The 24894-nt window shown below is 39.2% G+C and carries 25 protein-coding genes and 1 rRNA gene; 6 read left to right on the forward strand and 20 right to left on the reverse strand.

Annotation, left to right across the window (positions count from 1 at the left end; translation table 11 throughout):
- Positions 1–7: 7 nt before the first annotated feature.
- The gene (locus AB986_RS10200) at positions 8–565 is read right to left on the reverse strand and encodes a TetR/AcrR family transcriptional regulator (protein ID WP_048310710.1); all 558 of its coding nucleotides are present in this window, start codon (positions 563–565) and stop codon (positions 8–10) included.
- A 245-nt stretch (positions 566–810) separates the two neighbouring features.
- Entirely contained in the window at positions 811–1311 is a 501-nt protein-coding gene (locus tag AB986_RS10205; protein WP_048310711.1) for a carboxymuconolactone decarboxylase family protein, read from the reverse strand.
- 151 nt (positions 1312–1462) lie between these two features.
- Here AB986_RS10205 and AB986_RS10210 point away from each other — a divergent pair, with 151 nt between their 5' ends.
- Positions 1463–2575 (forward strand): GGDEF domain-containing protein, encoded by a 1113-nt coding sequence (locus AB986_RS10210; protein ID WP_053216118.1) that lies wholly within the window; start codon positions 1463–1465, stop codon positions 2573–2575.
- A 20-nt stretch (positions 2576–2595) separates the two neighbouring features.
- Here the strand turns inward: AB986_RS10210 and coaW are convergent, their stop codons facing one another.
- The 8 genes from coaW to AB986_RS21160 all read right to left on the reverse strand — a co-directional run bounded on the left by coaW (position 2596) and on the right by AB986_RS21160 (position 9837).
- Positions 2596–3450 (reverse strand): type II pantothenate kinase, encoded by an 855-nt coding sequence (gene coaW, locus AB986_RS10215; protein ID WP_053216119.1) that lies wholly within the window; start codon positions 3448–3450, stop codon positions 2596–2598.
- A 47-nt stretch (positions 3451–3497) separates the two neighbouring features.
- On the reverse strand, positions 3498–5348 hold the full coding sequence (locus AB986_RS21155; RefSeq protein WP_053216120.1) for a PAS domain-containing sensor histidine kinase: 1851 nt from the start codon (positions 5346–5348) through the stop codon (positions 3498–3500).
- A gap of 192 nt (positions 5349–5540) precedes the next feature.
- Positions 5541–6350, reverse strand: a complete 810-nt coding sequence (locus AB986_RS10225; protein WP_048310712.1) for an AAC(3) family N-acetyltransferase — start codon at positions 6348–6350, stop codon at positions 5541–5543.
- Positions 6350–8215, reverse strand: a complete 1866-nt coding sequence (abc-f, locus tag AB986_RS10230) for a ribosomal protection-like ABC-F family protein (RefSeq protein ID WP_048310713.1) — start codon at positions 8213–8215, stop codon at positions 6350–6352. The genes AB986_RS10225 and abc-f overlap by 1 nt, the downstream gene beginning before the upstream one ends.
- A gap of 206 nt (positions 8216–8421) precedes the next feature.
- Positions 8422–8535: an RAxF-45 family protein gene (locus AB986_RS22910; RefSeq protein WP_321212276.1), complete on the reverse strand. Its 114-nt coding sequence runs from the start codon at positions 8533–8535 to the stop codon at positions 8422–8424.
- A gap of 56 nt (positions 8536–8591) precedes the next feature.
- Positions 8592–8909, reverse strand: coding sequence for a DMT family transporter (locus tag AB986_RS10235; protein WP_048310715.1), 318 nt, complete (start codon positions 8907–8909; stop codon positions 8592–8594).
- Between the two features lie 12 nt (positions 8910–8921).
- Positions 8922–9248: a DMT family transporter gene (locus AB986_RS10240; RefSeq protein WP_048310716.1), complete on the reverse strand. Its 327-nt coding sequence runs from the start codon at positions 9246–9248 to the stop codon at positions 8922–8924.
- Between the two features lies 1 nt (position 9249).
- The gene (locus AB986_RS21160; RefSeq protein ID WP_053216121.1) at positions 9250–9837 is read right to left on the reverse strand and encodes a TetR/AcrR family transcriptional regulator; all 588 of its coding nucleotides are present in this window, start codon (positions 9835–9837) and stop codon (positions 9250–9252) included.
- Between the two features lie 869 nt (positions 9838–10706).
- Between AB986_RS21160 and AB986_RS10250 the strand changes: the two genes are divergently transcribed.
- Complete coding sequence (locus AB986_RS10250; RefSeq protein WP_048310717.1) at positions 10707–11735, forward strand: hypothetical protein; 1029 nt, start codon at positions 10707–10709, stop codon at positions 11733–11735.
- A gap of 23 nt (positions 11736–11758) precedes the next feature.
- Positions 11759–12919, forward strand: a complete 1161-nt coding sequence (locus tag AB986_RS10255; RefSeq protein ID WP_048310718.1) for a S1C family serine protease — start codon at positions 11759–11761, stop codon at positions 12917–12919.
- Positions 12920–12981: 62 nt separating this feature from the next.
- On the opposite strand, the gene AB986_RS10260 is transcribed toward AB986_RS10255, so the two are convergent.
- On the reverse strand, positions 12982–13812 hold the full coding sequence (locus AB986_RS10260) for an SPL family radical SAM protein (protein WP_048310719.1): 831 nt from the start codon (positions 13810–13812) through the stop codon (positions 12982–12984).
- Positions 13813–13921: 109 nt separating this feature from the next.
- On the opposite strand from AB986_RS10260, the gene AB986_RS10265 reads away from it, so the two are divergent.
- Positions 13922–14329: a hypothetical protein gene (locus AB986_RS10265; protein ID WP_048310720.1), complete on the forward strand. Its 408-nt coding sequence runs from the start codon at positions 13922–13924 to the stop codon at positions 14327–14329.
- A 141-nt stretch (positions 14330–14470) separates the two neighbouring features.
- Here the strand turns inward: AB986_RS10265 and AB986_RS10270 are convergent, their stop codons facing one another.
- Positions 14471–15349: a LysR family transcriptional regulator gene (locus tag AB986_RS10270; protein WP_048310721.1), complete on the reverse strand. Its 879-nt coding sequence runs from the start codon at positions 15347–15349 to the stop codon at positions 14471–14473.
- 116 nt (positions 15350–15465) lie between these two features.
- Here AB986_RS10270 and AB986_RS10275 point away from each other — a divergent pair, with 116 nt between their 5' ends.
- On the forward strand, positions 15466–16551 hold the full coding sequence (locus tag AB986_RS10275; protein WP_048310722.1) for a citrate synthase/methylcitrate synthase: 1086 nt from the start codon (positions 15466–15468) through the stop codon (positions 16549–16551).
- Positions 16552–16649: 98 nt separating this feature from the next.
- Here AB986_RS10275 and queC read toward each other — a convergent pair whose 3' ends face one another.
- Genes queC through queD form a run of 3 tightly spaced genes read right to left on the reverse strand, consistent with a single transcriptional unit; the run spans position 16650 to position 18523 of the window.
- Positions 16650–17324 carry a 7-cyano-7-deazaguanine synthase QueC gene (gene queC / locus AB986_RS10280; protein ID WP_084006484.1) on the reverse strand — a complete coding sequence of 225 codons (675 nt, stop codon included), beginning with the start codon at positions 17322–17324 and terminating at the stop codon, positions 16650–16652.
- A 1-nt stretch (position 17325) separates the two neighbouring features.
- Complete coding sequence (locus tag AB986_RS10285) at positions 17326–18054, reverse strand: 7-carboxy-7-deazaguanine synthase QueE (RefSeq protein WP_048310724.1); 729 nt, start codon at positions 18052–18054, stop codon at positions 17326–17328.
- Positions 18047–18523: a 6-carboxytetrahydropterin synthase QueD gene (gene queD / locus AB986_RS10290; RefSeq protein ID WP_048310725.1), complete on the reverse strand. Its 477-nt coding sequence runs from the start codon at positions 18521–18523 to the stop codon at positions 18047–18049. Before queD ends, AB986_RS10285 begins: the two co-directional genes overlap by 8 nt.
- 291 nt (positions 18524–18814) lie before the next feature.
- On the opposite strand from queD, the gene AB986_RS10295 reads away from it, so the two are divergent.
- Positions 18815–19057: a hypothetical protein gene (locus AB986_RS10295; protein ID WP_048310726.1), complete on the forward strand. Its 243-nt coding sequence runs from the start codon at positions 18815–18817 to the stop codon at positions 19055–19057.
- Between the two features lie 184 nt (positions 19058–19241).
- On the opposite strand, the gene AB986_RS10300 is transcribed toward AB986_RS10295, so the two are convergent.
- The 5 genes from AB986_RS10300 to rrf all read right to left on the reverse strand — a co-directional run bounded on the left by AB986_RS10300 (position 19242) and on the right by rrf (position 24738).
- Positions 19242–20420, reverse strand: coding sequence for an aminotransferase (locus AB986_RS10300; RefSeq protein ID WP_048310728.1), 1179 nt, complete (start codon positions 20418–20420; stop codon positions 19242–19244).
- Positions 20417–20911, reverse strand: coding sequence for an Lrp/AsnC family transcriptional regulator (locus AB986_RS10305; protein WP_048310730.1), 495 nt, complete (start codon positions 20909–20911; stop codon positions 20417–20419). The genes AB986_RS10300 and AB986_RS10305 overlap by 4 nt, the downstream gene beginning before the upstream one ends.
- A 90-nt stretch (positions 20912–21001) precedes the next feature.
- The gene (hutH, locus tag AB986_RS10310; protein WP_048310731.1) at positions 21002–22510 is read right to left on the reverse strand and encodes a histidine ammonia-lyase; all 1509 of its coding nucleotides are present in this window, start codon (positions 22508–22510) and stop codon (positions 21002–21004) included.
- 396 nt (positions 22511–22906) lie between these two features.
- Entirely contained in the window at positions 22907–24328 is a 1422-nt protein-coding gene (locus tag AB986_RS10315) for a cryptochrome/photolyase family protein (RefSeq protein WP_048310732.1), read from the reverse strand.
- A gap of 293 nt (positions 24329–24621) precedes the next feature.
- Positions 24622–24738, reverse strand: a 5S ribosomal RNA gene (gene rrf / locus AB986_RS10320).
- Positions 24739–24894 lie beyond the last annotated feature (156 nt).

Genomic DNA, 24894 nt, shown 5'->3' on the forward strand with positions numbered 1-24894 from the left:
TCTCCCTTCATTTTTGTAAATAGTGGATCCGAATCGTATCCGCAATGTTTTTCAAAATTGAAATATCCTGGTAGTTCTTCATCAGTAATATGCCTCCCTCAAGCTGTGCAACAATAGACTGCGCATGCTTCAAAGGCTCATCATCAACAAGGTTTTCAACGACATTCTCAAGACTCTCAATCCAATCATGAAGAAGTTTATTCACTTTCTCACGAAACACTTCGTCGTGCTCACTCATTTCAAGAGCAAGATTGCCAAACGGACATCCATGCATATTAGCTTGTGATTCATGGTATTGAATAGCCCAAGAAAGCATTTTATCCAGCTTACTTCTCGCAGAATCATCGGTTTGCAAGATGTTCTGAATGAGATCTCGTTGCCAGGTTTCAACGAAATGATCAACAACCGCAATCCCAAGATCACGCTTGGATGAAAAATAATGATAGAACTGCCCTTTACCTATATTAGCTTCAGACAATATATCGCTCAATCGAGTACTCTCATACCCTTTTCCATGAATTAAGCCTGCGGTAGCTGAGATAATCTCTTCTTTACGATTTGTCATAACATCACCTACTTTAAAACATTTATAACCGACCAGTTGGTACAGTCAACTATAACATGTTCCTAAATAGTGATTCAAGGGGACCTAGAATTCTATCGTATCCGAGTGGATCAGCTTTCATATGAATGAAGAAGCTGAATCAAAACCAACCAGTTGGTACAAAAACAATATAACATCCTCTTTTCTGTGAAGCAAAGTAAAAAGCTCTAGATGTAAGATGGCTTACATTTAGAGCTTCATTATTTCTATAATCCAAGACCAATTGACGTCTGATTCGTATAAGAAGTATAGGAAATCAATTGATTAATCTCAACAATTTCTTTTTCAGAATAACCATCTTCCAATAACCTCTTGATATCTTCCTTTTTCAAGTCTTGTGGACTTGTTACTAATTTCTCGGCATAAACCAATATATGCTTTAGGTGATCTGGAAATGAACTAGACTCTTGATATTCATTGAGATCTTCTAAGATTTCTTCATTTCCACTAATCTCTTTCAGTAAAGAGCCGTGACCGTTGTAACAAAAGTTGCAGCCATTTTGTTTAGAAACGAATACAACTACCGTTTCGGTTTCAAATTCACTTAGAACCCCCGCTTTCACTGCGGATGCAAGAGGCATAAATGCTGAAAAAATTTCAGGGCTCCTTGCGATAAGACGATTAAATACAGGAACAGGCTGATCGAGTTCGCTGTAGATCTCCATCCCCTTTAAATCTGATTGCTTAGCTGGTTTAATCCATGGCATATTCTCTCATCCTTTCGTTGTCTCTATTAAATCATATTTTCTTAGATGAGAAACTTCATGAACAACAAATTAAGAAAACACGAGACCATTTTTGTTGAAAAATGGTAAAATTAAGTCAAACTATACATAGATCACTAAGAGGTGTACCCGTTTGCAATTGCTACAAGATTTCTTTATCAACATGATGATTGTACTTGCTTTAATATTTATTTATTTCCAGGTCTTTCGAGATGACGATTTGAAATTTCCATCCTCTATTAAAAGAAAGGTTTTTAGTGGTTTGTATGCAGGTATGATCAGCATATTCCTTATGATATTTAGTATTAAAGTAAACGATGCGACAATCGTTGACCTTAGACATATTCCATTGCTTGTTGTGACGCTTTATGGCGGTACTTTACCTGGTTTAATAGCCCTAGTAGTCATACAAACAGCTCGATTTATCATTGGTGTGAATGTTTCATCCTTTTTCTCATTTGGATTAATGACTTCACTTTATTTAGGATACCTCGTATTGCGTAAATGGAATGCAAAGATTCTAACAAAAGCATTCTGGATGTTAATCTACTCAAATGTTGTTTTTAGTATCCTTATTGTGTATTTCCTACTAAAACTCTCAGGCCTTTCTAATCAGATTAATTTTCTCTTCTGGATAACGTCTATGATTACAGGATTAATGGCGATTTATACAACAGAACATTTACGGAAAATGAATCAGCTATTTAGTCAATACAAACGTAGTGCAACAATTGATCCACTAACTGGTCTAAATAACGTAAGAAGTTTTGATGAAGCTCTTAACAATGCCATTCACGACTCCAAATCTAATGATCAGCCACTTTCTCTTCTTGTCATTGATATTGATTTCTTTAAGAATGTCAATGATACTTATGGCCATTCAGCAGGAGACGCCGTTCTTCAGCAGTTTGGACTTGTCCTTAGAGAAGCAGCTGGTCATGAGGATATCGTTTCTCGGAACGGCGGAGAAGAGTTTACATTATTACTTCTCAACTCCCCACATGATACCGCGTTAGAAATAGGGGAAAGACTCCGATCGATCATTGAGAACCATACGTTCAAAGTTAATCCTGAAGAGAATATCCATATCACAGCATCAATTGGCGTTGCTACTTACCCTGAAACCATTGTCTCCCCGGACAAATTCTATAGTAAAGCGGATCAAGCACTATACACTGCAAAACGAAAAGGAAGAAATCAAATTTGTTCGAACAACGTTTTAAAAGTACATGAGTATGCTAAATGAGGGGGATTCTCCCCTCATTTTTAATACAACAAAGCTCCATGCGCACCACTATATTGTCCATTAAACGGAAAGTGGAGTTTTAGTTCAAATAAGTCTTCAAATCGTTGAAGCTGTTTCTTAAACAAAGCATTATTGTGAAAGGTTGACCCAATGAACACGATCGTTGATGATTCTATCGCTTTTGCAAATGGCATCACCATCATCAAAACCGCCTCTGAAATCATACCAACCAAACATGCAAGAATGTCTTCTTGTAATTCCTCGCCTGTCATTCGTTCAAGAAACCCAAAGTTACTTGCCGTCAAATCGCCACTGATTGGAGATCTATCTCCTTCATAAATATCTCTTACTTTCAAATCGATTCCTGTTCGTTTCCCTTTCTCCGCGAGTAACATTATTTCCTCAAACTGCTTTTGTCTTGTTAACAGATAACTTAGGCCCATAAGCGTGCCTCCACCAATACCGCTACCACCAAGACGTTCAGAATTTTCACCTATCATTGAATGAATGGACGTGCCTGTTCCAACGTTAACAAGTAAATATTTTTCAGGTAGATAGAGTTCAGCTCTTTTCAAAACCTCTTTAATACCAATTGTCGTTGCCTCAAATTCATCAATCAGTTCATGGGGATTATGAAGAAGCTTAGAGATGTTTTCTTGTTTTCCACCTGTAATCTTTAATTTTGCGTTAGGATGCCACTCATTGATCCATTTCACTAGCTTCTCCACTTCATTCGATAAAAATGTTTGATAGAGGTACTCGTCTCTTTCTTTGTAAACGACTTTAATAAGCGTTCCACCTGCGTCAATCCCAATACATTCAGTCATAAGTACCCTCTCTTTTCCTAGCTGATTTATATCTATCTTTCTTGCCAATTAATAAAACCCCCTATTCCAAATCACAATAGGAGGCAATTATACATTTATTTAAAAGGATATTTCGGCAAATCGATTACTACCTTCGTGCCTTCACCTGGCTTGCTCTCTACCTTTAGTTGACCTTTATGTTCTGTGATAATTTTATTACTCACCGTCATACCTAGCCCAATTCCTTTTTCTTTATTCGTATAGAATGGAACTCCAATTCGCTGCAAGCGTTCCTCTTCGATCCCTATTCCATTGTCATGAATAATGACACATACTCGATCCTGTTGTTCTTCAAGAATGATATCAATATGACCGTCTTGCTCAATGGCTTCAACGGCGTTCTTTAGAATATTTATAAAAACCTGCTTCATTTGGTTTCTTTGACAACGGATAATGATTGATTTAAGTTGGCTGTTAATGTTTATTCTTATATTTTTTAATGAAGCTTGCGGAGTTAGCACTGATATGGCGTTCTTTACAAGTTTAAGCAAACTGACTTCTGCTATGTCACCAGCTTGAGGTTTGGCAAGTGCAATAAAGCCATTCACTACTTCCTCTATCTTCTCAAGCTCATTTTCGATGATTTGGTGATAACCACGTTCACTTTCTTTTCTTTCTTCTGCAAGTAAGGTAATAAAACCTTTAATAGAAGTAAGAGGATTACGAATTTCATGGGCAAATCCAGCTGCTACATCGCCAAGAAGAGCTAACTTCTCGATGTTTTCTCTATACTGTTCTAATTTAATTTTCTCGGTAATGTCTCTGGAAATAAATACAAAGTGGTTCGCATCTCCGCGATCGTCCAACACAGCCATCCCTTTTGCTTCTAGCGTAAGAATATGACCAGATGCATGCATTTTGCGATAGATAGTTGTAACCGGTTGTTTTGTTTCTGTTAATTTCACAATTGCCTTCTGACACTTCTCGTAATCTTCTGGATGGATAAATGAGAGAATATCTTTTCCTACTACTTCATCCTGTTCGTAACCCAAAAGAGATTTATATGATAATGATGCATATACTGCAACACCTTCATCGCTCATCAAGCATATTAGATCATTACTATGTTCAAGAATCATTCGATGTTTAAGTTCACTTATGCGTAGCTTCGATTCAGCAAGATGGCGATCGGTAACATCTCTTGATACAACAATGAATTGACAATCTGCTTGACCATAAATACAGGTAACTTGCGACTCAATGAATCGATAGGTTCCATCTGTTTTCTTCAAACGATACTGTAGTGTTTGAGGTTCTCTATATTTAAGCAGTTTTAAGAATTCGCTTTTCAGGAATTCTTTATCATCCTCATGAGCATATTTAATAGCGCTTTGACCAATCTCATTGTGAATTCCATCTTTGGAATATTCTTTGTACGTAGGTGAAACGTATAGTAAGTTTCCTCTACGATCCAATAAGCTTACGATTTCATTCATATTCTCGGTAATCAATTGATAATGCTGTAGAGTGTCTCGCACGTGTTGGCTTTCTTGATTCACCTTTTTAATAATAGCTGTAGTTTGCCCCAAGAAATTCTCGACAGGAACCGCCGTTATTTCTAAAGGAATAATCGATCCATCCTTTTTGAACCATTTCTGCTCATGCGTTCCTGGATTCACTCCATTTATTGAAGCTTTTATTCTTTCTGAAACCATCTGTTGATCCGCTTTAACGATAAAGTCCCAAATCGACTTTCCTTGAACTTCACTAAGATGCTCATATCCAAGAAGGTGCAGCGCAGAAGGGTTTAAATATACCCACATACCGTTCTTTTGAACGACTACGGCTGTTGTTGAGAATTCATAGTATTTTATAAGATTTGTTATCGTATCCCCCAATCCCTGTTGCTTAATTTCAGGAGGAAGGCTCGAATTAATAGATGGTGCATGAGTGTCATTTGAAGTCATAAGCTTCTCCTTTTATGATTTATTCTTCATGACGTTTTGGGTCTTTAGAGGGATAATATCACTTAAATAAAATTCGGGATAAATACTCAATTTCCTTCTTAGTGAGCAGAATACAACGAAAAAAACCCCTTTAGATAGGAGATTTTTTCTTGGCAATCGTTTTAATAGATAAAGTAAGATACGATCCTACAATTAAGACTTCCTAGATTTCTCTTTAAACCACCTTTGACCGAAATCCACCAGACTTCTCTGATCAATTAGTTTACATGTTGCGTTTCCAATCCTCATTACTCTATAGTCTTTTTGACTTTCAAAATTAAATCCAATTTCATCAAAACGATCTGAATCATAGTCAATTTCACGATAGGTTTTCCACACACGTTTTCCTTCTTCTACTATTGCTGCTGATTTTGTTACTTGTGACTTCGAACCAGCATGTTCAGACAGGTGGAGCGATGTATTACTCTCATGACTTACTCCAATCATCAGAATCTTTCCATTAAGTTGATATATTTTCGCTAGTGGTGATTCCTCTCCAAAACCACTAGCAAGAGGCTGGCTTTCTGTAATATACGTTCGATTTTTTCCCCATGCAGCAAACGAATACATAGGATGATTACTTCGCTCAACACCTGGAAAGCTTCTGAAAAGCTCTGCAATTGCGCCCATACCTCGCGTTGGCGTCGTCTCTTTACAAAAAGCTGGCATTGACTCCCTAATAATCGGCCACCACGATTCAGGAACTGGTGGGTTAATCCATCCTGCCGGATCGGAGTTTCCCGCTGACTGAGCTGGCATGACAATGGTTCCACTTTCACCAACAACTTTCATAAGTGCCCGAATGACAGCCTCTGCTCCACCGGAAACCCAACCTAATGAGCTTAAGGAAGAATGTACGATTAGCGTCATACCTTCCTTAACTCCTAAATCTCGAAAATCGGTTATAAGACTAGTAATTGTATGCGGCAGACATACTCTATCTACTGCATTCATCTCACTCATCACTTTTCCTCCAATAACATGCTATATAGTTCTTCACGTTCTAATTCTAGCTTTTCCTTCTCAACGTAGAGCGCTACCATTTCCTCTTGTTCCTGTACTTGGCCTAGCTTCACCTCGACCTCGTATATCTTTTTCTCAAGTTCTTCTACTTGATCCTCTATCTGTCCTTCATTTAGACTTTTTTTCTTCTCATATTTAGGATTTGTCTCTTGCTTCACTTCTTGTCTAGGTTCTTCGCAAGCAGCTTCGATAACTTGTGTATGCTTCTCCCTCGCCTCACTATAAGGATGGACATAATGGTGAAGCTTCCCATTATCTAGCCAATACGTTACTGGAAAACATTTATTCAAAAGATACCGATCATGCGATACACAAATAATTGTGCCAGGAAACTTATCAAGTGCATCTTCCAACACTTCTCTTGAATCAATATCAAGATGATTTGTCGGCTCATCAAGAACGAGTAAGTTAAGATCTTTACTCATCAACTGAGCTAGACGAAGTCTCATCTTCTCACCGCCACTTAAGGACGAAATCTTTGCAAAAACGTTGTATCCATAGAATAGAAACCTCGCAAGGGCATGTCTTGCATCTCCCTTAGAAACTTTTGCCGTCTCACGATAGACATCCAGCACTCTTTCTTCACCACGATCTTCAAGAACATGTTGAGAAAGATAACCAACCTTCACACTCCCACCGATACTGACCTTTCCTTTCTCAGGCGCTAGGTTGCCGAGAAGAACGTTTAGTAAAGTCGTTTTGCCGCTCCCGTTTCTTCCAACAATCGCCACTCTTTCTTTGTATCGAACGTGCAAATCCACATGTACCAGCAGGTGTTCCCCGTCATATCCAGCAGAGACATCTTCAAATGTAATAACATCTTTTCCACTTCGATCATTTACATCGAAAGCAAGCCCCATTTTCTTACGTTCAAGTACAGGTCGTTTAATCTTATTTATCCTCTCAAGAGCTCTCTCCATATTACGAGCTCGTTTATGAAGCGCTGCATTTGGGGGATTTGCTTGATTTGCCCATTCCTTCAAACGTTTAATCGCTTCTTTCATCTTTTTGATTTTCTTTTGTTGTTCTTGATAAGCCGCAAATTCTGCGAGAAGCATTTCTTCTTTTTGTTTAACAAATTCCGTGTATGAACCGTGATACACAGAAAGCTCTCCTTCTTCTAAATCAATAATCTTGGTTACTACTTCATCAAGGAAATAACGATCATGAGAAATAATCAGGACAGTTCCGTTGTATTGCTTCAGAAAAGTTTCAAGCCATTCTACCGCTTCAACATCAAGATGATTTGTCGGCTCATCCAGTAGAAGTAATTCGGGCTCTTGAAGTAACATTAACCCGAGCGTTACTTTCGTTTTCTCTCCACCGCTCAACTGCTCGAATGAACTTGATAACAAATCCTCAATACCTAAACCATTCGCCACATTTTGTATCGCGGGTTCGATCTCATATCCCCCCTTCCTTGTAAATTCATCTTGTACTTGACCATATTCTTTTAGAACTCTGTCACTTTCATCTCCATTCGCCATCACACTTTCGAGCTCACGCATTCGGTTTGCCATTTCTTCAAGATGCTCGAAGGCCTGTCTCATAACAGCTGTGACCGTATATCCTGGATAATCTGGAATCTGAGCTAAATAGCCAATTTTAGTTCCTTTTTTATAGTGAATCATGCCTTTATCAGCCTCTTCGATTCCAGCAAGCAATTGAAAAAGCGTCGTTTTCCCGCTGCCATTCCTACCGACAATACCTACGCGCTCCTTCTCATTAATTTCAAAGGTAATATCTTCAAAAATACTATTTCCGCCTAGCATTTTGCTAATTGATTGTGCTGTGCAAACCATCATCACCAGTTCATCCTTTCAGTATAAAAATGTATAAAAAAAGCCACAGATAAGGATACACCTCACCTGTGGCTATACTTGGTATCTTTTTACGTTAGTTTGACAAACGTAACGTATATGAAAAAGAGAACGACATGGAATGCCGCTCTCTTCCTCTTGTTACCTATTCATTCCGCCTGAAGCAGGGTAAGAGAGCCTTACGCTTTGTTTCATATGAAGTTACTATTGGACAGACTTATCCCGTTAGCAACTTCTCCATGAATAATCGCACGGCAAATTGAAACAAATTCCATAAAATCCGTACGAACAAAAGCGTTTGACATCTCTACCTCACCTCCTCCAATTAATACTTTTATCTTATCTGAATGATCTGATAAAATCAACCCTCTACTACGCGTAATCCTACAACTGATATAATAACGCACGTTATAAGCAGTAACTGCATTCTATTTCTAGGTTCTTTAAACCAATACATTCCAATCAGAACACTCCCAGCTGAGCCAATCCCAGTCCAAATCGCATAAGCGGTACCTACAGGAAGTGCTTTAAGAGAAAGAGAAAGCATAAAGAAACTTAATCCTCCGAAAAGAATTGTGAAGACAGAAGGTTTTAGCTTTGTAAATCCTTCAGATAATTTTAAACTAATGACACCGCCAACTTCACCAAGACCTGCAATCATTAATGCGATCCACGCCATACTAAATCCCTCCTATGCTTCTTCTTTCGAATTTAACTTCAATCCAATGATCGAAGAAATGAGTAATAAGATAAAAAATACTTTAATAAGACTAACCGATTCATTTAGGTACACCATCCCAATAATGGTTGTTCCTGCAGCACCTAGTCCTGTAAAAATCGCATAAGCCGTTCCTACAGGTAAATACTTTAACGCTTTTGCAAAAAAGTAGAAACTCGTTGCAATCCCCATGATTGTTAACACACTAATGAGCGGATGAGTAAACCCATCTGAGTATTTTAATCCTATAGCCCACAAGACCTCTAATAGTCCACCCATCACTAGGTACATCCAAGCCATATTACTTCCCCTCCGTTCTACAGTGAACACCATTAATAAAAAGGCTCCACGAGTTTTCTAAACGTTTCTGGTGCTCTTCCGGTGAGTAATAGAATACTTGCTCAAAGACTCCGTCCAACAAGCATAAATACGCATCAAACACCTGCTCCCAATCCTTGTGCCGATCCATTTGCATAAGAATGGATTTAATCACACTCTTCATCACTTCTTCTGTTTTCTCAAACATTTGATAAATCTCTTCTCTTAATGATTCTGGCGGAAAAAGCATCATTCGTTTAAAAATAAGACCTAGCTCATCATTACGCAGATACTCAGTATTCTTAACTAAAAGGTAATATAACTGATTTTCTGGCGATTCACCATTCAGCCTTTCCGCTTCATTTGCAAAGAACTCGTTGTAATCAACAGTTACTTTGTAAATGACACCTAGAAAAAGATCTTCTTTATTTTTAAAGTGAGCATATAGAGAAGGCTTTTTGATCCCAACACCTGACGCTATATCAGAGAGAGAGGTTCCTTCAAAGCCTTTACGAGCAAATAAAGAGAGAGCTGTATCTTTAATCTTGTTTTGTGTCGATTCTTCTTTCATCCAAAACACCTACCGATCGTTAGGTTGATACATTATAAAAAAGCAGGCGATTGCCTACCGTTCGTTAGTTAGTATAACAAGTTTTCTGTATCCTTGCAATCAGTGAGTTCTGATAAACAAAAAAAGCAGCCACTTGGAGAATCTCCTAGTAGCTGCATCTAAGGGAATAAGGGTTTCACCTATATTTGACGAAAGAGCCACCGATATGGTTTCAAAATTAAAGGCTTTTTTCGTAAACATTGTTGCTATATGAGTGGGTTAATTTCCGCTCCTACCAGCTTTCCATGGGGCGAGCGGTGAAGCTTTTTATATTTTTTGGAAAACAGACAATAAATCTACTTTCTACAAAAAAAGACCAAAAAAAGGACCGGCAAATGCCGGTCTTCCTGGTAACGGAATATTTGAAAGGGGGTCTTGAAAACATCTTATCAAACGATTATTCATGTGAACAGGTACGTCAAACCTAGTCCGAACGGTTGAAATACATCATATTTTCGTGATTCACTACTTTACTCCTATGACGTTAAGATTAGTTTTCTTCTAATTGAAATAAATCACTACTATTGCATCATAAAAAACATTACAAAATAAGTTATTTTAAAAGTCTAGAAACGAGCTAATTTGCGTGAAAATTTCTTTATATTTCAATTCGTCAACATCGCTTTGAAAGATATTTCCCTTCTTAACTATTTGTGTCAAAATATAACTAGTTACGGAGATTGAAAGCAGGTGGAATAGGAATGTACTGTTCACAATGTGGAAAAAAGAGGAATGAAAACGACCAATTTTGTTTTTCCTGCGGAAAAGAGTTAGTATTTCAATCCAACGAACAAAAAAGGCGCTCTTTCCTATGGAGATGGATGCCAATAATGATTTTTCTCTTTCTTGGTAGTGGTCTTACAGGGTATTACCTTTATGAAGAATCTGTAACCAAAGCAGCGATTCGTTCATTTGAACAGGGAGAAAAATTAGCTATAGAAGGCGACTTGAAGGCAGCTCTACAAAAATTCGAAGAAGCAAAACAAAAACGTTCTCGTTTTCCAGCAGCGGAAACGAATGAAAATATGGTTTCAACAGCAATGAAAGTGAACGATACACTCAGTAAAGCAAATAAAGCACGACGAAATGATAACTTTACAGAAGCCATGGAACTTGTTAATAATGCAGAACAAAGTTCAGCACCCTATAATGGTCCTCTATTTACTACTATTCAAGAAGAAATTGTTTCTGCTAGGACGACTGTTATGGTTTCAGAGTTAAAGTTTGATATGAAAGGAAAAGAATCAATTGACGATCTTAAACCAGTTCTAACGAGAGCTGAAACGTTACAAGTCGACGAAGCACAGGAAGTTGCTGGACAAATTAGGAATCAAATAGTCGACTTTTCCATTAACGAAGTAAATAACTACCTTAAAGATAATCATTTTTCAAAAGCATTGGACTCTGTTGAAGAGGGACTTCAAATTAACAAGGAAAATGAGAAATTATTGAATCTAAAGACCGTTATTGAAAAGCGAAGAACCGCTTTTGAAGAAGAACAACAAAAACGAATCGAGCATGCTATGGTAGCTGCAGCAAAAGAAGAAGAAATGAACCAAACTAGTGCTATTGAGCTTATCGATTTAGAAACGACCGTTACAGATTACAACGAATTAAAAGTAACAGGAAGCGTAAAAAGCAAAGCCACAGTTCCGGTCAACTCCATTGGAGCTTCTTATCGAGTTCTAGATGCAGATGGCAAACAATTTGATAAAGGCGAAGTGTATATTAATCCTGACGAGCTTTATCCTGACGATACGGGAAAGTTTGATTTTATGATATACGATGTCGGGAAAGACGAGAAGAATTTAGATCAATTCACAGTTGAAGTTGATCATTTCACATGGTATTTGAACTAACGAAAAGGGGCTTGGGGATTTATATGAAACGTTCTTTACTAGTATCAATAGTCAGCTCCCTTTTTCTACTGATTGGCACTGGCGTGGGTTTTTATTGCTTACACGATTACTACAACGGGAATGAGGTTGACGCTACTTCATCTCTCGGTGAAAAGGTACAGACACCAACAGAATCAGATAAATCTACTGATTTAAAATCCATTATTCACGAAACACAAAAAAGTGTTGTACAAATTGAAGCACAACTTAAAGATGACGATACTTCTTCTGGATCTGGCTTCCTTTATAACACTACTGGCGATGTTATAACAAACGCTCACGTTGTGGATGGTGCTGAGAAAATCACTGTGAAAACCTCTGATGCCAAACAGTTCGAAGCGCAAATTATTGGTATGGGGGACACGACAGACATCGCTGTCATCCGTGTTCCTGGCTTAAAAGAAACCGAACCACTAGTGGTAGCTGAAGAACGAATGGCTGAAGTTGGTGATGAGATTATTGCTCTTGGCAGTCCTCTTGGCTTACAAAATACAGTCACAACAGGAATCATCAGCGGACTTGATCGTGAGTTCATCCTAGAGCCATATCGATACGAACACATTTACCAAATATCTGCACCGATAACGAATGGAAACAGCGGTGGACCTCTAATTGACGCAGATACAGGAGAAGCAATTGCAATTAACTCAGCAGGAACTGACTCGGGTGCAATCGGATTTAGTATTCCTCTTCCAAATGTGATTGACGAGATTAAAGGTTGGTCAGAGGAGCCTGTAGAAATTACGGTTGATAGTGAGGGCCATGAAGTTATTGTTACACCTCAAGGTCTAACTGGAGAAGATTACAAAGATAACGCGACATATTTAATTGGCTACTTTTATGAAAGTTTATCAACTCAAGATTACGTTACAGCTTACTCACTATTAGGCAGTCGCTGGCAAAGTGAAATGTCTTATGAGGATTTCAGAAGTGGTTATATTCATACGGTTCACGTTGAAGTCTCCAACACGACTGGAAGCTTAAATCAAACGAATGACGAAGTAAAAGTTACAGCTACGATTAAAGCTGAAGAACGAACAGAAGATCAAAAGACAACAACTGCACTTTATAATGTCACCTATCAAGTCGGTTACGAAAATGACCATCTCAAAATTCTTACCGGGAAAGCTCAGAAGTTGAAGTAAATGAACTGGAAGTTAAAAAAGCTTGGGGATTTAAACATCCTCAAGCTTTTTACTATATCCTCTTACAATTGATCAGGTGGGAAAAAACCTTTTTGGGATATATAGATTGCATCATCAGCAAACGTTTTTTCTAGCCGCTTCTTTATTTTTAAATACGTACTGCGATCATACCAATCAGAGAGTCCATTCTCTTCAAACAACTTACGAATGCCAAGCTGTTCTGTTCGATTTCCCCCACTTCCATCTCCCATAAAAAAGTCATCTAGCGTAATGCGATTCGTTACGTCGGATAGCTTGTCAGGAAATTCTTCTGAACATGGTAGCAATGGAGCAATAGCAGCCTGGGAAGGTATACCTTCTCTTCTCAATTCCTTGAGCGCATTTAATCGTGCTGCGATCGGAGGTGCAGAAGGGGCAAAGATTTTCCTAACTGAATCAAGGTCCGTTTCAATTGTTAGGCTAACCATGACACGGCTTCCTAACACCTTTAATAAATCAATATCTCGTGAAACAAGAGGTGACCGTGTTTGAAGAAACAAAAAGTCAGGCGGTTCTTCTACCATTGCTTCAAGTAATCCTCTCGTTAAACCTGTATTATACTCAACTGGTTGGTATGGATCAGTTGAAGACGACATGAAAATAGATACTTTCCCTTTTTTCCGAGCTTTTGGTATTTCTTTTTTCACAAGTTCAACTGCATTTTCCTTAATATCTACCCATTCTCCCCAATCTTCCTCACGAAAGAGAGCAATTGGCATTCTGCGTACATAACAATAAGAACAGCCAAATGCACATCCAGCATATGGATTTAATGTATGGCTGTAACCATGTAAAAAGCCGCTCCCTTTCGTTAGTATCGATCGCGAAGTTCGGGTTTGAACAGAAGGTTTCAACGTGTATCCCCCCTATTTTTAGTGTACCATAAACAGAACATACATTCCCATTCGATGTATAGAGTTTAGATAAACTGGACACGGTAAAAGTAGAAAGGTGGCAAATAGGATGCTTCGATTATTATCTTTTCTACTTATAGGTTTTCTTTTCATTACTCCACTACAGTCTCATGCAGCAGGTCCAGTTCAACTTGTACAAGGGAAATGTCCTGATTCAAATAAGCTAAGCAAGCTCTCCCAAAAGGGACTCACTTCTAAAGCAACGTTATTTGTATCGAGTCTAATGGCATCCACTCAAGGTGCGAAGTCATGGCAAATTCTTACCATATCCCCTCTTAAGAAAGGTTCTCCCTATTATTCTCCTGCTGTTAGTGCATGTAAACAAAAGATCGCTGCAAGTTCCTACCTTATCGACATTCTACTCACAAAACAATCAGGACAATTGCCTGTTCGCATGCACCTTTTTGCAACAAAAGAAACAACAGGTTGGATGATTTGGGGACTAACCACATATTAAATGTATACTTACACCAAATGTACACAAACTATACTTACGTGTAAGCTAGCCATTAGGTACTATAGCACGTACCCATCCCACACTCTTATTTCACACTCGGTAAATAAGAGACAAACCCGTTCAGGACGCTGTTCGGGTTTTTTAGTGCATATGTTTCTCAATAAACTCCTTAAAGATCTCTGTTTCCTCTGATAAATGGTGATAAACCAAGTACGTATGAACGAATGGTAATCGAACTTCATTTGTATCAACTTGCAGCATTCTTCCTTCTAAAAGCTCTCGTTGGACAGATGAACGAGGTAGGAAGGAGAATCCGAGTCCTTCCTCGATAAATCGTTTTGTGATATGAACTTGAGATACAACCATTGTTCGAATACCTTCATATCTGTTCCGCAATTCAATGAGAAGATCGTCCCAATAACCAGGATGACTGTGGGTTAATAGAGTAGCATGAGCACAATAATCTCCAAGCGAAAGAGGCAAACTTGTCTCAGCGTCCCCACCATCATGTGGCACAACAAGGACAATGGGATCAGGACCTGTTTTTTCGCTAGTAACATCAGGGTGAATGGACTTCATTCTAGATAATCCGAAATCTGCCTTGTTTTTAGATATTAACTCCCCTATTTCATTTGATTCGCTTACTTTTACAACAACCTCAATCGAAGGATGATCTTTCATAAATTGTTGAAGAACGTATGGAAGAACAGTAGCCGCAATAAGTGGCGAAACAGCCAGTGTTAATTTACGATGATAGCCCTGCTTAAAACCATTCATATGTCGTAAACTTTGCTCGTATTGTTCAAGGATCTCTCTCGCATGTGGGAGGAACTGTCTTCCCGCTTCAGAAAGAACAACACGTCTACCACTTTTCATAAAAAGCTTACTACCAATCTGCTTTTCAAGCTGTTGAATATGGACGGTCACTGTTGGTTGCGCAAGATAAAGCTTCTCTGATGTTTCTCTAAAATTCTCATATGTTCCAGCAGCGACAAACGTTCGTAACCAATTGATGTTCAACCTTGCTCACTCCAATCAATAACGTATCTCTATTAATTATACACTTATTCTTTATTAGTCATAATTATATAAGAGCGATAGACTATAAATAAGAATAATAGTCAGGAGATGAGTGTATGATACATGCTGGATTGGAAGGAATAGTTGCAGCTGATTCAAAAATAAGCCTTGTAGATGGGAAAAACGGGTTTCTCGTCTATCGAGGAGAATGGGCTAAAAAGATAGCAAAAGAGAGGTCATTTGAAGAAGCAGCTTACTTTCTCTGGAACGGGACCTACCCTAAAGCAGAGGAGCTTGAACGCTTTACAACTAGCCTAAGTGAGGCAAGAACTTTAACAAAGGCTCAGAAAGAAATCATTGATCGATTACCTGCTAATATGGATATGATGGCAGTGATCCGCACATTGTTATCTGCAAAGGGGAGCGAAGAATTCTCCTTTCCAGCTAAGCATGACGAGGGAATTTGTTTACTTGGAATTGTTCCTACAATTATTGCTTATCGGTATCGTTCACAAAATGACTTACCTTTCATAGAGCCCGACACGTCACTATCACATGTTGGAAATTATTTATATATGCTTAATGGCGAACGAGCAGAAAATCATCACGTACAAGCGTTGACTGCCTATTTTATTTTAACGATGGAGCACGGTTTAAATGCATCAACATTTACAGCCCGCGTCATTGCCTCAACAGAAAGTGATCTTGCCTCTGCTGTTACTGGAGCCATTGGAGCAATGAAGGGTCCGCTTCACGGAGGTGCACCAACAGGCGTCATCGATTTACTGCAGGAAATCAAGCAAGATGGTGACGTGGAAAAAGTATTGAGACGTAAACTTGATAACAAAGAAAAGCTCATGGGATTCGGTCATCGCGTATACAAAACAAAAGATCCGCGTGCTGTAGCACTTAGTGAGATTACATCAACCTTCTATGACGATGAAGAGTTTGCGATGGCGCACGAAGTCGAACAAACAGCTGTACGTCTCCTTCAGGAATACAAACCTGATCGTAACTTATATGCGAATGTAGAATACTACGCAGCAGCGATTCTACGTGCCATCGACTTACCAACAGAATTGTTCACACCAACCTTCACAGCAGCAAGATGTGCAGGCTGGATTGCTCACGTTTATGAGCAAAATGAGAACAACAGAATCATCCGTCCTTCTTCTGTGTATAGTGGAAGCATGCCGGAATAATTCTCAGGTTCGCAGGTGCCTGTCACCACCCGCTATTTGTCGAAATATGTCCAAAATAAAAAGCTGCCGGTTTCTCGGCAGCTTTTCTTCATACATGATTATGCTTTATACGGAATCGGATCAACCGCTCGTGCTTCTTCAAAACCTTTCAACCGCAGGCGACAGCTATCACACTCGCCACACGCCTCTTCTTCACCGTTGTAACAAGAGGTTGTTAGTTCATAAGGAACGTTCAAACGAAGCCCCTCCTTAACCGTATCTGCCTTTGTCATGTCAATAAGCGGTGTTTCAATCTTCATCTCACTGCCTGTCGCGCCCGCTTTCGTTGCAAGATTCACTGTTTCATTCATGCTTTGAATGAACTCTGGTCGACAATCAGGGTAGCCACTGTAATCGACAGCTGAAACACCTATATAGATTGCTTCCGCTCCGATAACTTCAGCATATGCAGATGCAAGAGAGAGAAAGATCATATTACGAGCAGGGACATACGTTACCGGAATTTCATCTTCATCCATATCACTCGGAACATCGATAGAATCATCCGTTAGTGCACTGCCCCCAATTTGATTGAGAAAACTAATGTTTACGATGCGATGATCTGGTGCATCATAGTACTCTGCTACCTTCTTTGCCTGTTCAACTTCTCGGTTATGCTTCTGTCCGTAATGAAACGTAATTGGGTAGAGCTCATACCCTTTTTCTTTCGCCATCCCCATGCATGTTGTGCTATCTAAGCCACCGCTCAACACAATAACTGCTTTTTTACTCACGTTACACACCTCTTTTATTAGGATCCCAGATGATTTTATGAAGCTGCATACTTAACTTTACTTTACTTAAGCCTGCTTCAAGTATTTTTTCCACAAGCTTATGTGGTGGCATCGTCTCCCACACTGGACTATAGAGCACCTGACCTTTGTCATGATGCTTAGCTACAACGTCGGTAGCGACAGTGAAATCTTCGTCCGATCCGATAACGAATTTAATTTCATCTTGTGTATCAAGCAAGTTAAAGTTCTCATGAAGCATGCGATGCTGTTCGCCTGAGTCAGGTAACTTATAATCCATCACAAAACGTACCTTCTCTTGCCACTTTTTATCTTCAAGTCGGACAGCTTCATATGGTGTAAGGTCAATGGCACCATTCGTTTCGATGTGAATATCTTCAATATGTGGAAGATCAACCATCGCCTGAAGTAACGCCATTGATTTCTCACGGTGAATCAATGGTTCACCGCCTGTGAAACAAATCTGGCGACTCTTATATTGGCTAATCTGATCTACGATTGCTTCAATTGATCCGGTGTACTCTGCCTTATCAGGTGCATAGCTATATGGCGTATCACACCAGCTACAGCGCAAGTTACAGTGAAAGACGCGCACGAATACAGTTGGAAATCCAGCGCGCGTTCCCTCTCCTTCTACTGTTTCAAATACCTCGACCATTGGTAATTCCCACTTCATATATTCTGATCGTTCTGGTAGTAACCACTTATTCATTGTCTTCCATCCATTCCCGCTTTAGCGTTGCGTAGCTTGTTGGTGTTTCATAGAGAACGAGCTCTTCAAGGCGCTGACCATGATCCTTCATGTTACGCTCAACTAGAGCCTGATCTAACTGCTCCCACATCCAAACAATCATATTCTCAGCTGTTGTGTTCATATTTGGAAGAACTTCATTTAAATAGTGATGATCGAGTTTTGAATCAATCACTTCTTTAAACAGCGTTTTAATTTCACCAAAATCAACTGATATGCCGATTTCATTCACAAATCCGCTGATGGTAATGACGACCTTATACGTATGACCATGCATGCTTTTGCACTTGCCTTCGTAGCAATGCAAGTGATGTGCTGCGTCAAAAGTAAATTCTTTTGTTACTGCTACTCGTTTATTATGATATTTTAATTCGCTTTTCTGAATATCTTCTCCAAGTACTTCCACTTTCTTTGGAATCATATAAGACATAAAAAAGCCCCCTTCTTTAATCAGTAAAGGGAGACGCATGAAAAAGCCCTTCTCAACCTGAGAATAGGGTTACAGTTTTTCACGGTCCCTAGTTTTGTTTTACGAGAGGAGGGAATTACGAACTCTCCAACCTGATAATAATATCATAACATGCCTATATAGAAAAGCAGCCGGTAAATCTACCCTCTTTTCATACTTAATCCCAGTCGTTCAAGAATAAGCATGAAATATATGTTTCACACAAAGAATAAAGTGGTAAAAAAGCAATAGTTGATAAAAGAGGTGATAGTTATGATGTCTAATAATCAAGGAATGGGCATGGACGGTGTTGGCATGATGTTCAGCCTTTTCGGAATCTTATATTTTGCAATTGCGTTATTTATTATCGTTCTAACCATTGTATTTATTTTCAAAGCAATGGGATTTATGAAACGAAAAAATGCAGCGGATCAGGAGCAAAATGAATTGCTGCGTCAATTGGTTTCTAGTAACACGCCTTCACGAACAAAAAACGATGATCCTACATCTCATTAAGAAAAGGCTCTTTTCGTAAACACTGTTGCTATAAGCGTGGGGGTGATTTCCGCTTCAGGATGCTCGCTTTCCGCTCCAATCAGCTAAGTTTGGTTTTTTATACAGATTTCTTCAAAAGCAACAACCTTTGAGAAAAGAGCCTAAGAAAAAGACGCCGCCCAATTATGGTCGGCGTCTTCTTCTATTATTCTGCTCTATGACGCTCAACAAATACCCCGATTCGCTTCACTGCTTCTTGAAGTGATTCGATTGAAGTTGCATAGGAACAGCGAATATATCCTTCCCCACCTGCGCCAAACACATGACCAGGGACGACAGCTACACGTTCTTCTTCAAGGAGCTTCTCCGCAAACTCATCGGATGTCATTCCTGTCGATTGAATAGAAGGAAAGGCATAGAAAGCACCTCCAGGCATATGACAGGACAGACCAATTTGATTAAATGCTTTTACTAGATAATTTCTACGCTGACGATAGCTCTTCTTCATTTTTTCAAGATCGTCTCGCCCGTTTTGAAGTGCTTCAAGTGCACCATGTTGTGCAATTGTCGGTGCACACATCATCGTGTATTGGTGAATTTTGAGCATAGCCGCAATAATCTCTTCAGGGCCAGTAACATACCCAAGTCGCCAGCCTGTCATCGCAAATGCTTTTGAGAAACCTGATATTAAAATCGTTCTCTCTTTCATTCCATCTAATCGCGCTATACTATAGTGCGTCTCATCATAGGTCAATTCCGCATAAATCTCATCAGATAAAACTAAAAGATCATGCTTCTCTATGACGTCAGTTACGCTTTGTAATTCTTCTTTCGACATTGTTGCTCCAGTCGGATTACTTGGAAAACAAAGTAGAATGGCTTTCGTTCGTTTCGTAATTGCCTTCTCAAGGCTTTCACGTGTAAGCTTGAATTCATCCTCTGCCTTCGTCTCTAAAGAAACTGGTATACCACCAGCAAGCGTTACAGCTGGCGCATAAGCGACAAACCCAGGTTCAACGATAACCACTTCATCTCCAGGATCGATAATTGAGCGAAATGCAAGGTCAATTGCCTGGCTTGCACCAACGGTTAGAATGATCTGGGACTCAGCAGAATAAGAAAGGGAAAACTGATCAGATAAATAGGATGAGATCTCTTCTCTTAGTTCAAGTAGTCCTGCATTTGCTGTGTAAGCTGTATAACCGCTCTCAAGTGATGCATATCCCGCTTCACATACATTCCACGGTGTGACAAAGTCTGGCTCTCCAACGCCCAGTGAGATGACATTATCCATCTGTGATGCAAGATCAAAGAACTTTCTAATTCCTGATGGCTTTAATTTAGAAGCTGTTTTGGAAAGATACTGTTGCTGAACTTCCTTCATGGTGACACCACAATCCGTTTATCTTTCTGTTCCGGCTCAAAAATCACTCCGTCGTGTTTGTATTTCTTCAGTAAGAAATGAGTGGTCGTAGAGAGAACAGAATCAAGCGTTGATAGCTTATTGGAAACAAAGAAAGCCACTTCTTTCATCGTTTTGCCCTCGATTTGAACAGACAAATCGAATGCGCCTGACATCAAGTAAACAGCCTTGACCTCAGGGAAACGGTAAATACGCTCAGCAATTTCATCAAAACCGACTTCCCGTTTTGGTGTTACCTTTACATCAATCATAGCAGCGACACTATCTTTGCCAGCTGTTTTATCCCAGTTAATAACAGAGGAGTAACTTAAGATGATGTCTTTTTCTTCGAGAGACTTAATGATTTTCTCGACTTCATCAACTGATAAATCAACCATGTCTGCCAATACTTCCATCGGTACACGTGCATTATCTTCTAGAATCTCAAGAATTTCTATTTCTTTTTCGTTCACTGCAAATCCCCCTGCTTTTCATCTATTTCATCTACTATATCATTGTTCGTATTTTATTTCATTTTGACATTCGTATAGAAAGAATAGTTCCTACGCATCAAGTACAATTTTCTGGATTTGATCATTACAACGCAACCATTCAGTAAACCTTTCTATATCGTAAGAGAAAACACGATCTTTATCAATTGCTGGCACTATTTTTCTACTAGCACAGTAAATTTCTTTTGTTGGTGATCCAAGTTTAGTAGATCCACGATAATCAATGGCCTGCATTGCACATATAGCTTCTATAGCGAGTACGCTCCTTACATTACATGTGATTTGCCACGCATGACGAGATCCGATTGTTCCCATGCTAACGTGGTCTTCTTGATTCGCAGATGATGGAATGGAATCCACAGACGCAGGATGTGCTAGCGATTTATTTTCTGATACGAGCGACGCTGCAACATATTGCATGATCATTGCCCCCGATTGGAGTCCTGGCTCTGGACTTAAAAAAGGTGGTAAATCATTAAGCTGGGGGTTAACAAGTCTTTCAATCCTTCGTTCGGCAATACTACCAAACTCAGCCATTGCAATTGACAAAAAATCCATCGCTAACGCAATCGGTTGACCATGAAAATTTCCACCTGATATCACTTTTGCACCACCTTGAAAAATCAACGGGTTATCCGTCGCTGCGTTCATTTCAATTTCTAATTTTTCCTTCACATAGCGAAGTGCTTGCCATGATGCTCCGTGTACTTGAGGGATGCATCGAAGTGAATAAGCATCTTGAACTCGTAGCTCGCCTTGGTCCGTCACTAACTGACTACCTTGAAGTAACCCTCTCATTCGAGCTGCTACTTCACACTGCTCTTTATAACCACGAGCTAAATGAATTTCTTCATCAAATGCCGTTCTTATGCCTCTTAATCCTTCCAACGTAAGCGCAGCAATACCATCTGCTTCTAATGCGAGTTTCTCAGCTTCTATGAACGTTACTGCCCCCATGGCTGACATAGCTTGTGTTCCGTTAATGAGCGCTAATCCCTCTTTCGCAGTAAGCTTCAGAGGCTGTAAAGCTAGAGACTGTAATACCGTCTCTGTTTTTGTGCGATTTCCTAGATAAATAACTTCTCCTTCACCGAGCAATGGGAGAACGAGATGAGCAAGTGGGGCTAGATCTCCGCTTGCGCCAAGCGATCCCTGTTGCGGAACAATCGGAAGTATCCCTTCATTTGCATAGAATACAAGTCGCTCAATTACCTCTCTACGAATACCTGAAAAGCCTTTTAATAACGCATTGGCTCTTAGAATTAACATCGCCTTTGAAACAACTGGAGGAAATGGTTCACCAATCCCGCATGCATGGGAATGAATGAGATTAAGCTGAAGTTGATCTACATCTGCCGGATTGATTCGAACATCGCTCAATTTACCAAAGCCAGTTGTAATCCCATAAACGATGTCACCATCTTTCACAATTCTTTCAACTGCTCTTCTACTCTCATCCACGCGAAGTAAACTACCTTCAGCACAAACTGCTTTCACATCATCATATAAGAGAGATCTTAAAGAGTCTATTGTTAAGCTATACCCATCAAGAATAACCATTATCTTCAACTCCTCTACCATATTATCTGAGTAAAGGCCCATCAAAAAACCCGCCTAAAAAATCAAATCGATTTTTTAAGCGGGTGACTTGTATAGAGGAAACGGTCGTAATGGACCATGATCCATCGACACCTTTCATTAATCACATATTCCTGACACTAGTATATTCTGCCCTATCTCTATTTAGTTCAACTATTAAATCAACTGCAGAGCTAATTTGCTATCCATCTTATTATCAGCGTTATTTCAAAATTATCACTTCCCATATAATGTTCTGTAGCAAGGGCCAATTCCCTGTGAAAAGATCATTCATTTCAAAAATATCTTTTAAGGAACTGTTCATGGATAAGAGACTGATTAAATTAATAAAAACCAGGTACAATAATACCTGGCTTTCTAGGTCCTTTCTTTATATACACTTAAAACAGTCTGTCGCTGTTCTTTATGATTAACAGAAGGTGAGGGATAATCTTCTCCTATAATACAATTACTTTCTTCTTGTTCATCTTCACTCATTTTTGATGGATTATGAATATACTTTTTAGGTACTTCCTTTAATTCCTTAACATATTTTTTTATATAACTCCCATCAGGATCAAACCGTTCAGCCTGAGTTGTCGGATTAAAAACTCGGAAATAAGGGACCGCATCAGTTCCTGTGGAAGCCGCCCATTGCCATCCACCTGTATTTGATGATTCATCATAGTCTATTAATTTTTGTTCAAAATACTTTTCCCCTTCTCGCCAATCAATTAAATAATCTTTCGTTAAAAAAGAAGCTGTTATCATACGAAGTCTGTTGTGCATCCAACCTTCTTTATTAAGTTGTCTCATGCCAGCATCTACAATTGGAAATCCTGTCTTACCGTCTTCCCATTTTTGCAACCGTTCTTTATCATTATTCCATGGCAAATTCCGATACTTTGACTGGTACTCTTTATCGCGAAACTCAGGAAATTCAGCGTGCACCATACCATAAAAGTCACGCCAAGCAAGTTCTTGAATATAGGTTTCTGCCCCCTTGCTATCATGTTCTGCTACCATATGGTAAAGCGTTCGAACGGATAGGCAACCTGTTTTTAAATAGGGTGACAGCTTGCTTGTTCCAACCACATAAGGCAGATCGCGATTCTCATCATAATCTACCATTCTCTCCTTTACAAAACGCTTCGCTCGTTTCAATGCACTCTTTTCTCCAAGTGCTTTCCAAGTTTGATTACATTCCTTTATTACTTTTTCAAATTCTTTGTCGGATTCAGCATCAATTGATTTTTTCCGTTTTTCGCTGTGCTTTTTAACTTCTTTAAGGGCCGTGTTAATGACTGAAGGCTTCTGTACGGATCGCCACTGTTTATAATAAGGAGTAAACACCTGATACATGGTATTATCCGTTTTCGTTCTAATTTCAGTAGCACCATGAAGATAGTAATCATGAAAAGCTTTCACTTTAATGTCTTTTTCTTTGAGCCAATCTGACACTTCTTTATCCCGTTTCTTACCATAACCAGCTTCATCTTTATTGTAAAAAACAGCATCAACGTTTAATTTTTTCGTCACTTTATCAAATACATCAATTGCCTCACCACTCATAATTTGAAAAGAAATATCCTCTTCAGTACAGCGCTTCTGAAACTCCGCAACTGTTTGAAAAAAGTAATCATGATGCAAATCTATTTTTTTCGTAAATTGAGGGTCTAATTGGAATAGCCCCATCCATTTTTTATCATGTTCTTCACAGTATTCAATTGCTTTCTGAAGTGCTGTATGGTCATTCAATCGAAAATCCCGACGAAACCAAACAATCACAGTATCACTCATAGCCTTCACCTCAACACTTATTGTAATCTCCTAGAGTTATTGTTAACAGTTATAATGTGTTCTTTACTTTATTACCCTATAGATAGAATTCTAAAAGGAGATGTATGCTTTTCACTGTTTGGCCTTTATTTCCTGTTTATCCGCGATATTTTCGATATATCCGCGAAAACAGAAATATATCCGCGATTCCCACCATTTTATCCGCGAATTTGAGATTATATCCGCGATTACTTTTGAAAGGAGCGTTTATTAGCAAAAATCATACAAAAAAAGCCAGAGATCATTTGATCTCTGGNCAGCGACGTCCTACTCTTGCAGGGGGAGATCCCCCAACTACCATCGGCGCTGAAGAGCTTAACTTCCGTGTTCGGCATGGGAACGGGTGTGACCTCTTCGCCATCATCACTAGACTAACAGGATGTTAGCCGTTCGATGTTCACCACAGGACGTGGTGGAACTTAGTCGAACTTCCTTGTTTCAGGGGTTTGCTCCCTGAAAACTAGATAGCACTCACAACGTTTTCCAATAATGTTTTTAGGTTAAGCCCTCGATCGATTAGTATTCGT

Origin of the sequence: Guptibacillus hwajinpoensis (genome assembly GCF_001039475.1) — a bacterium.
Lineage (GTDB): Bacteria > Bacillota > Bacilli > Bacillales > Guptibacillaceae > Guptibacillus > Guptibacillus hwajinpoensis.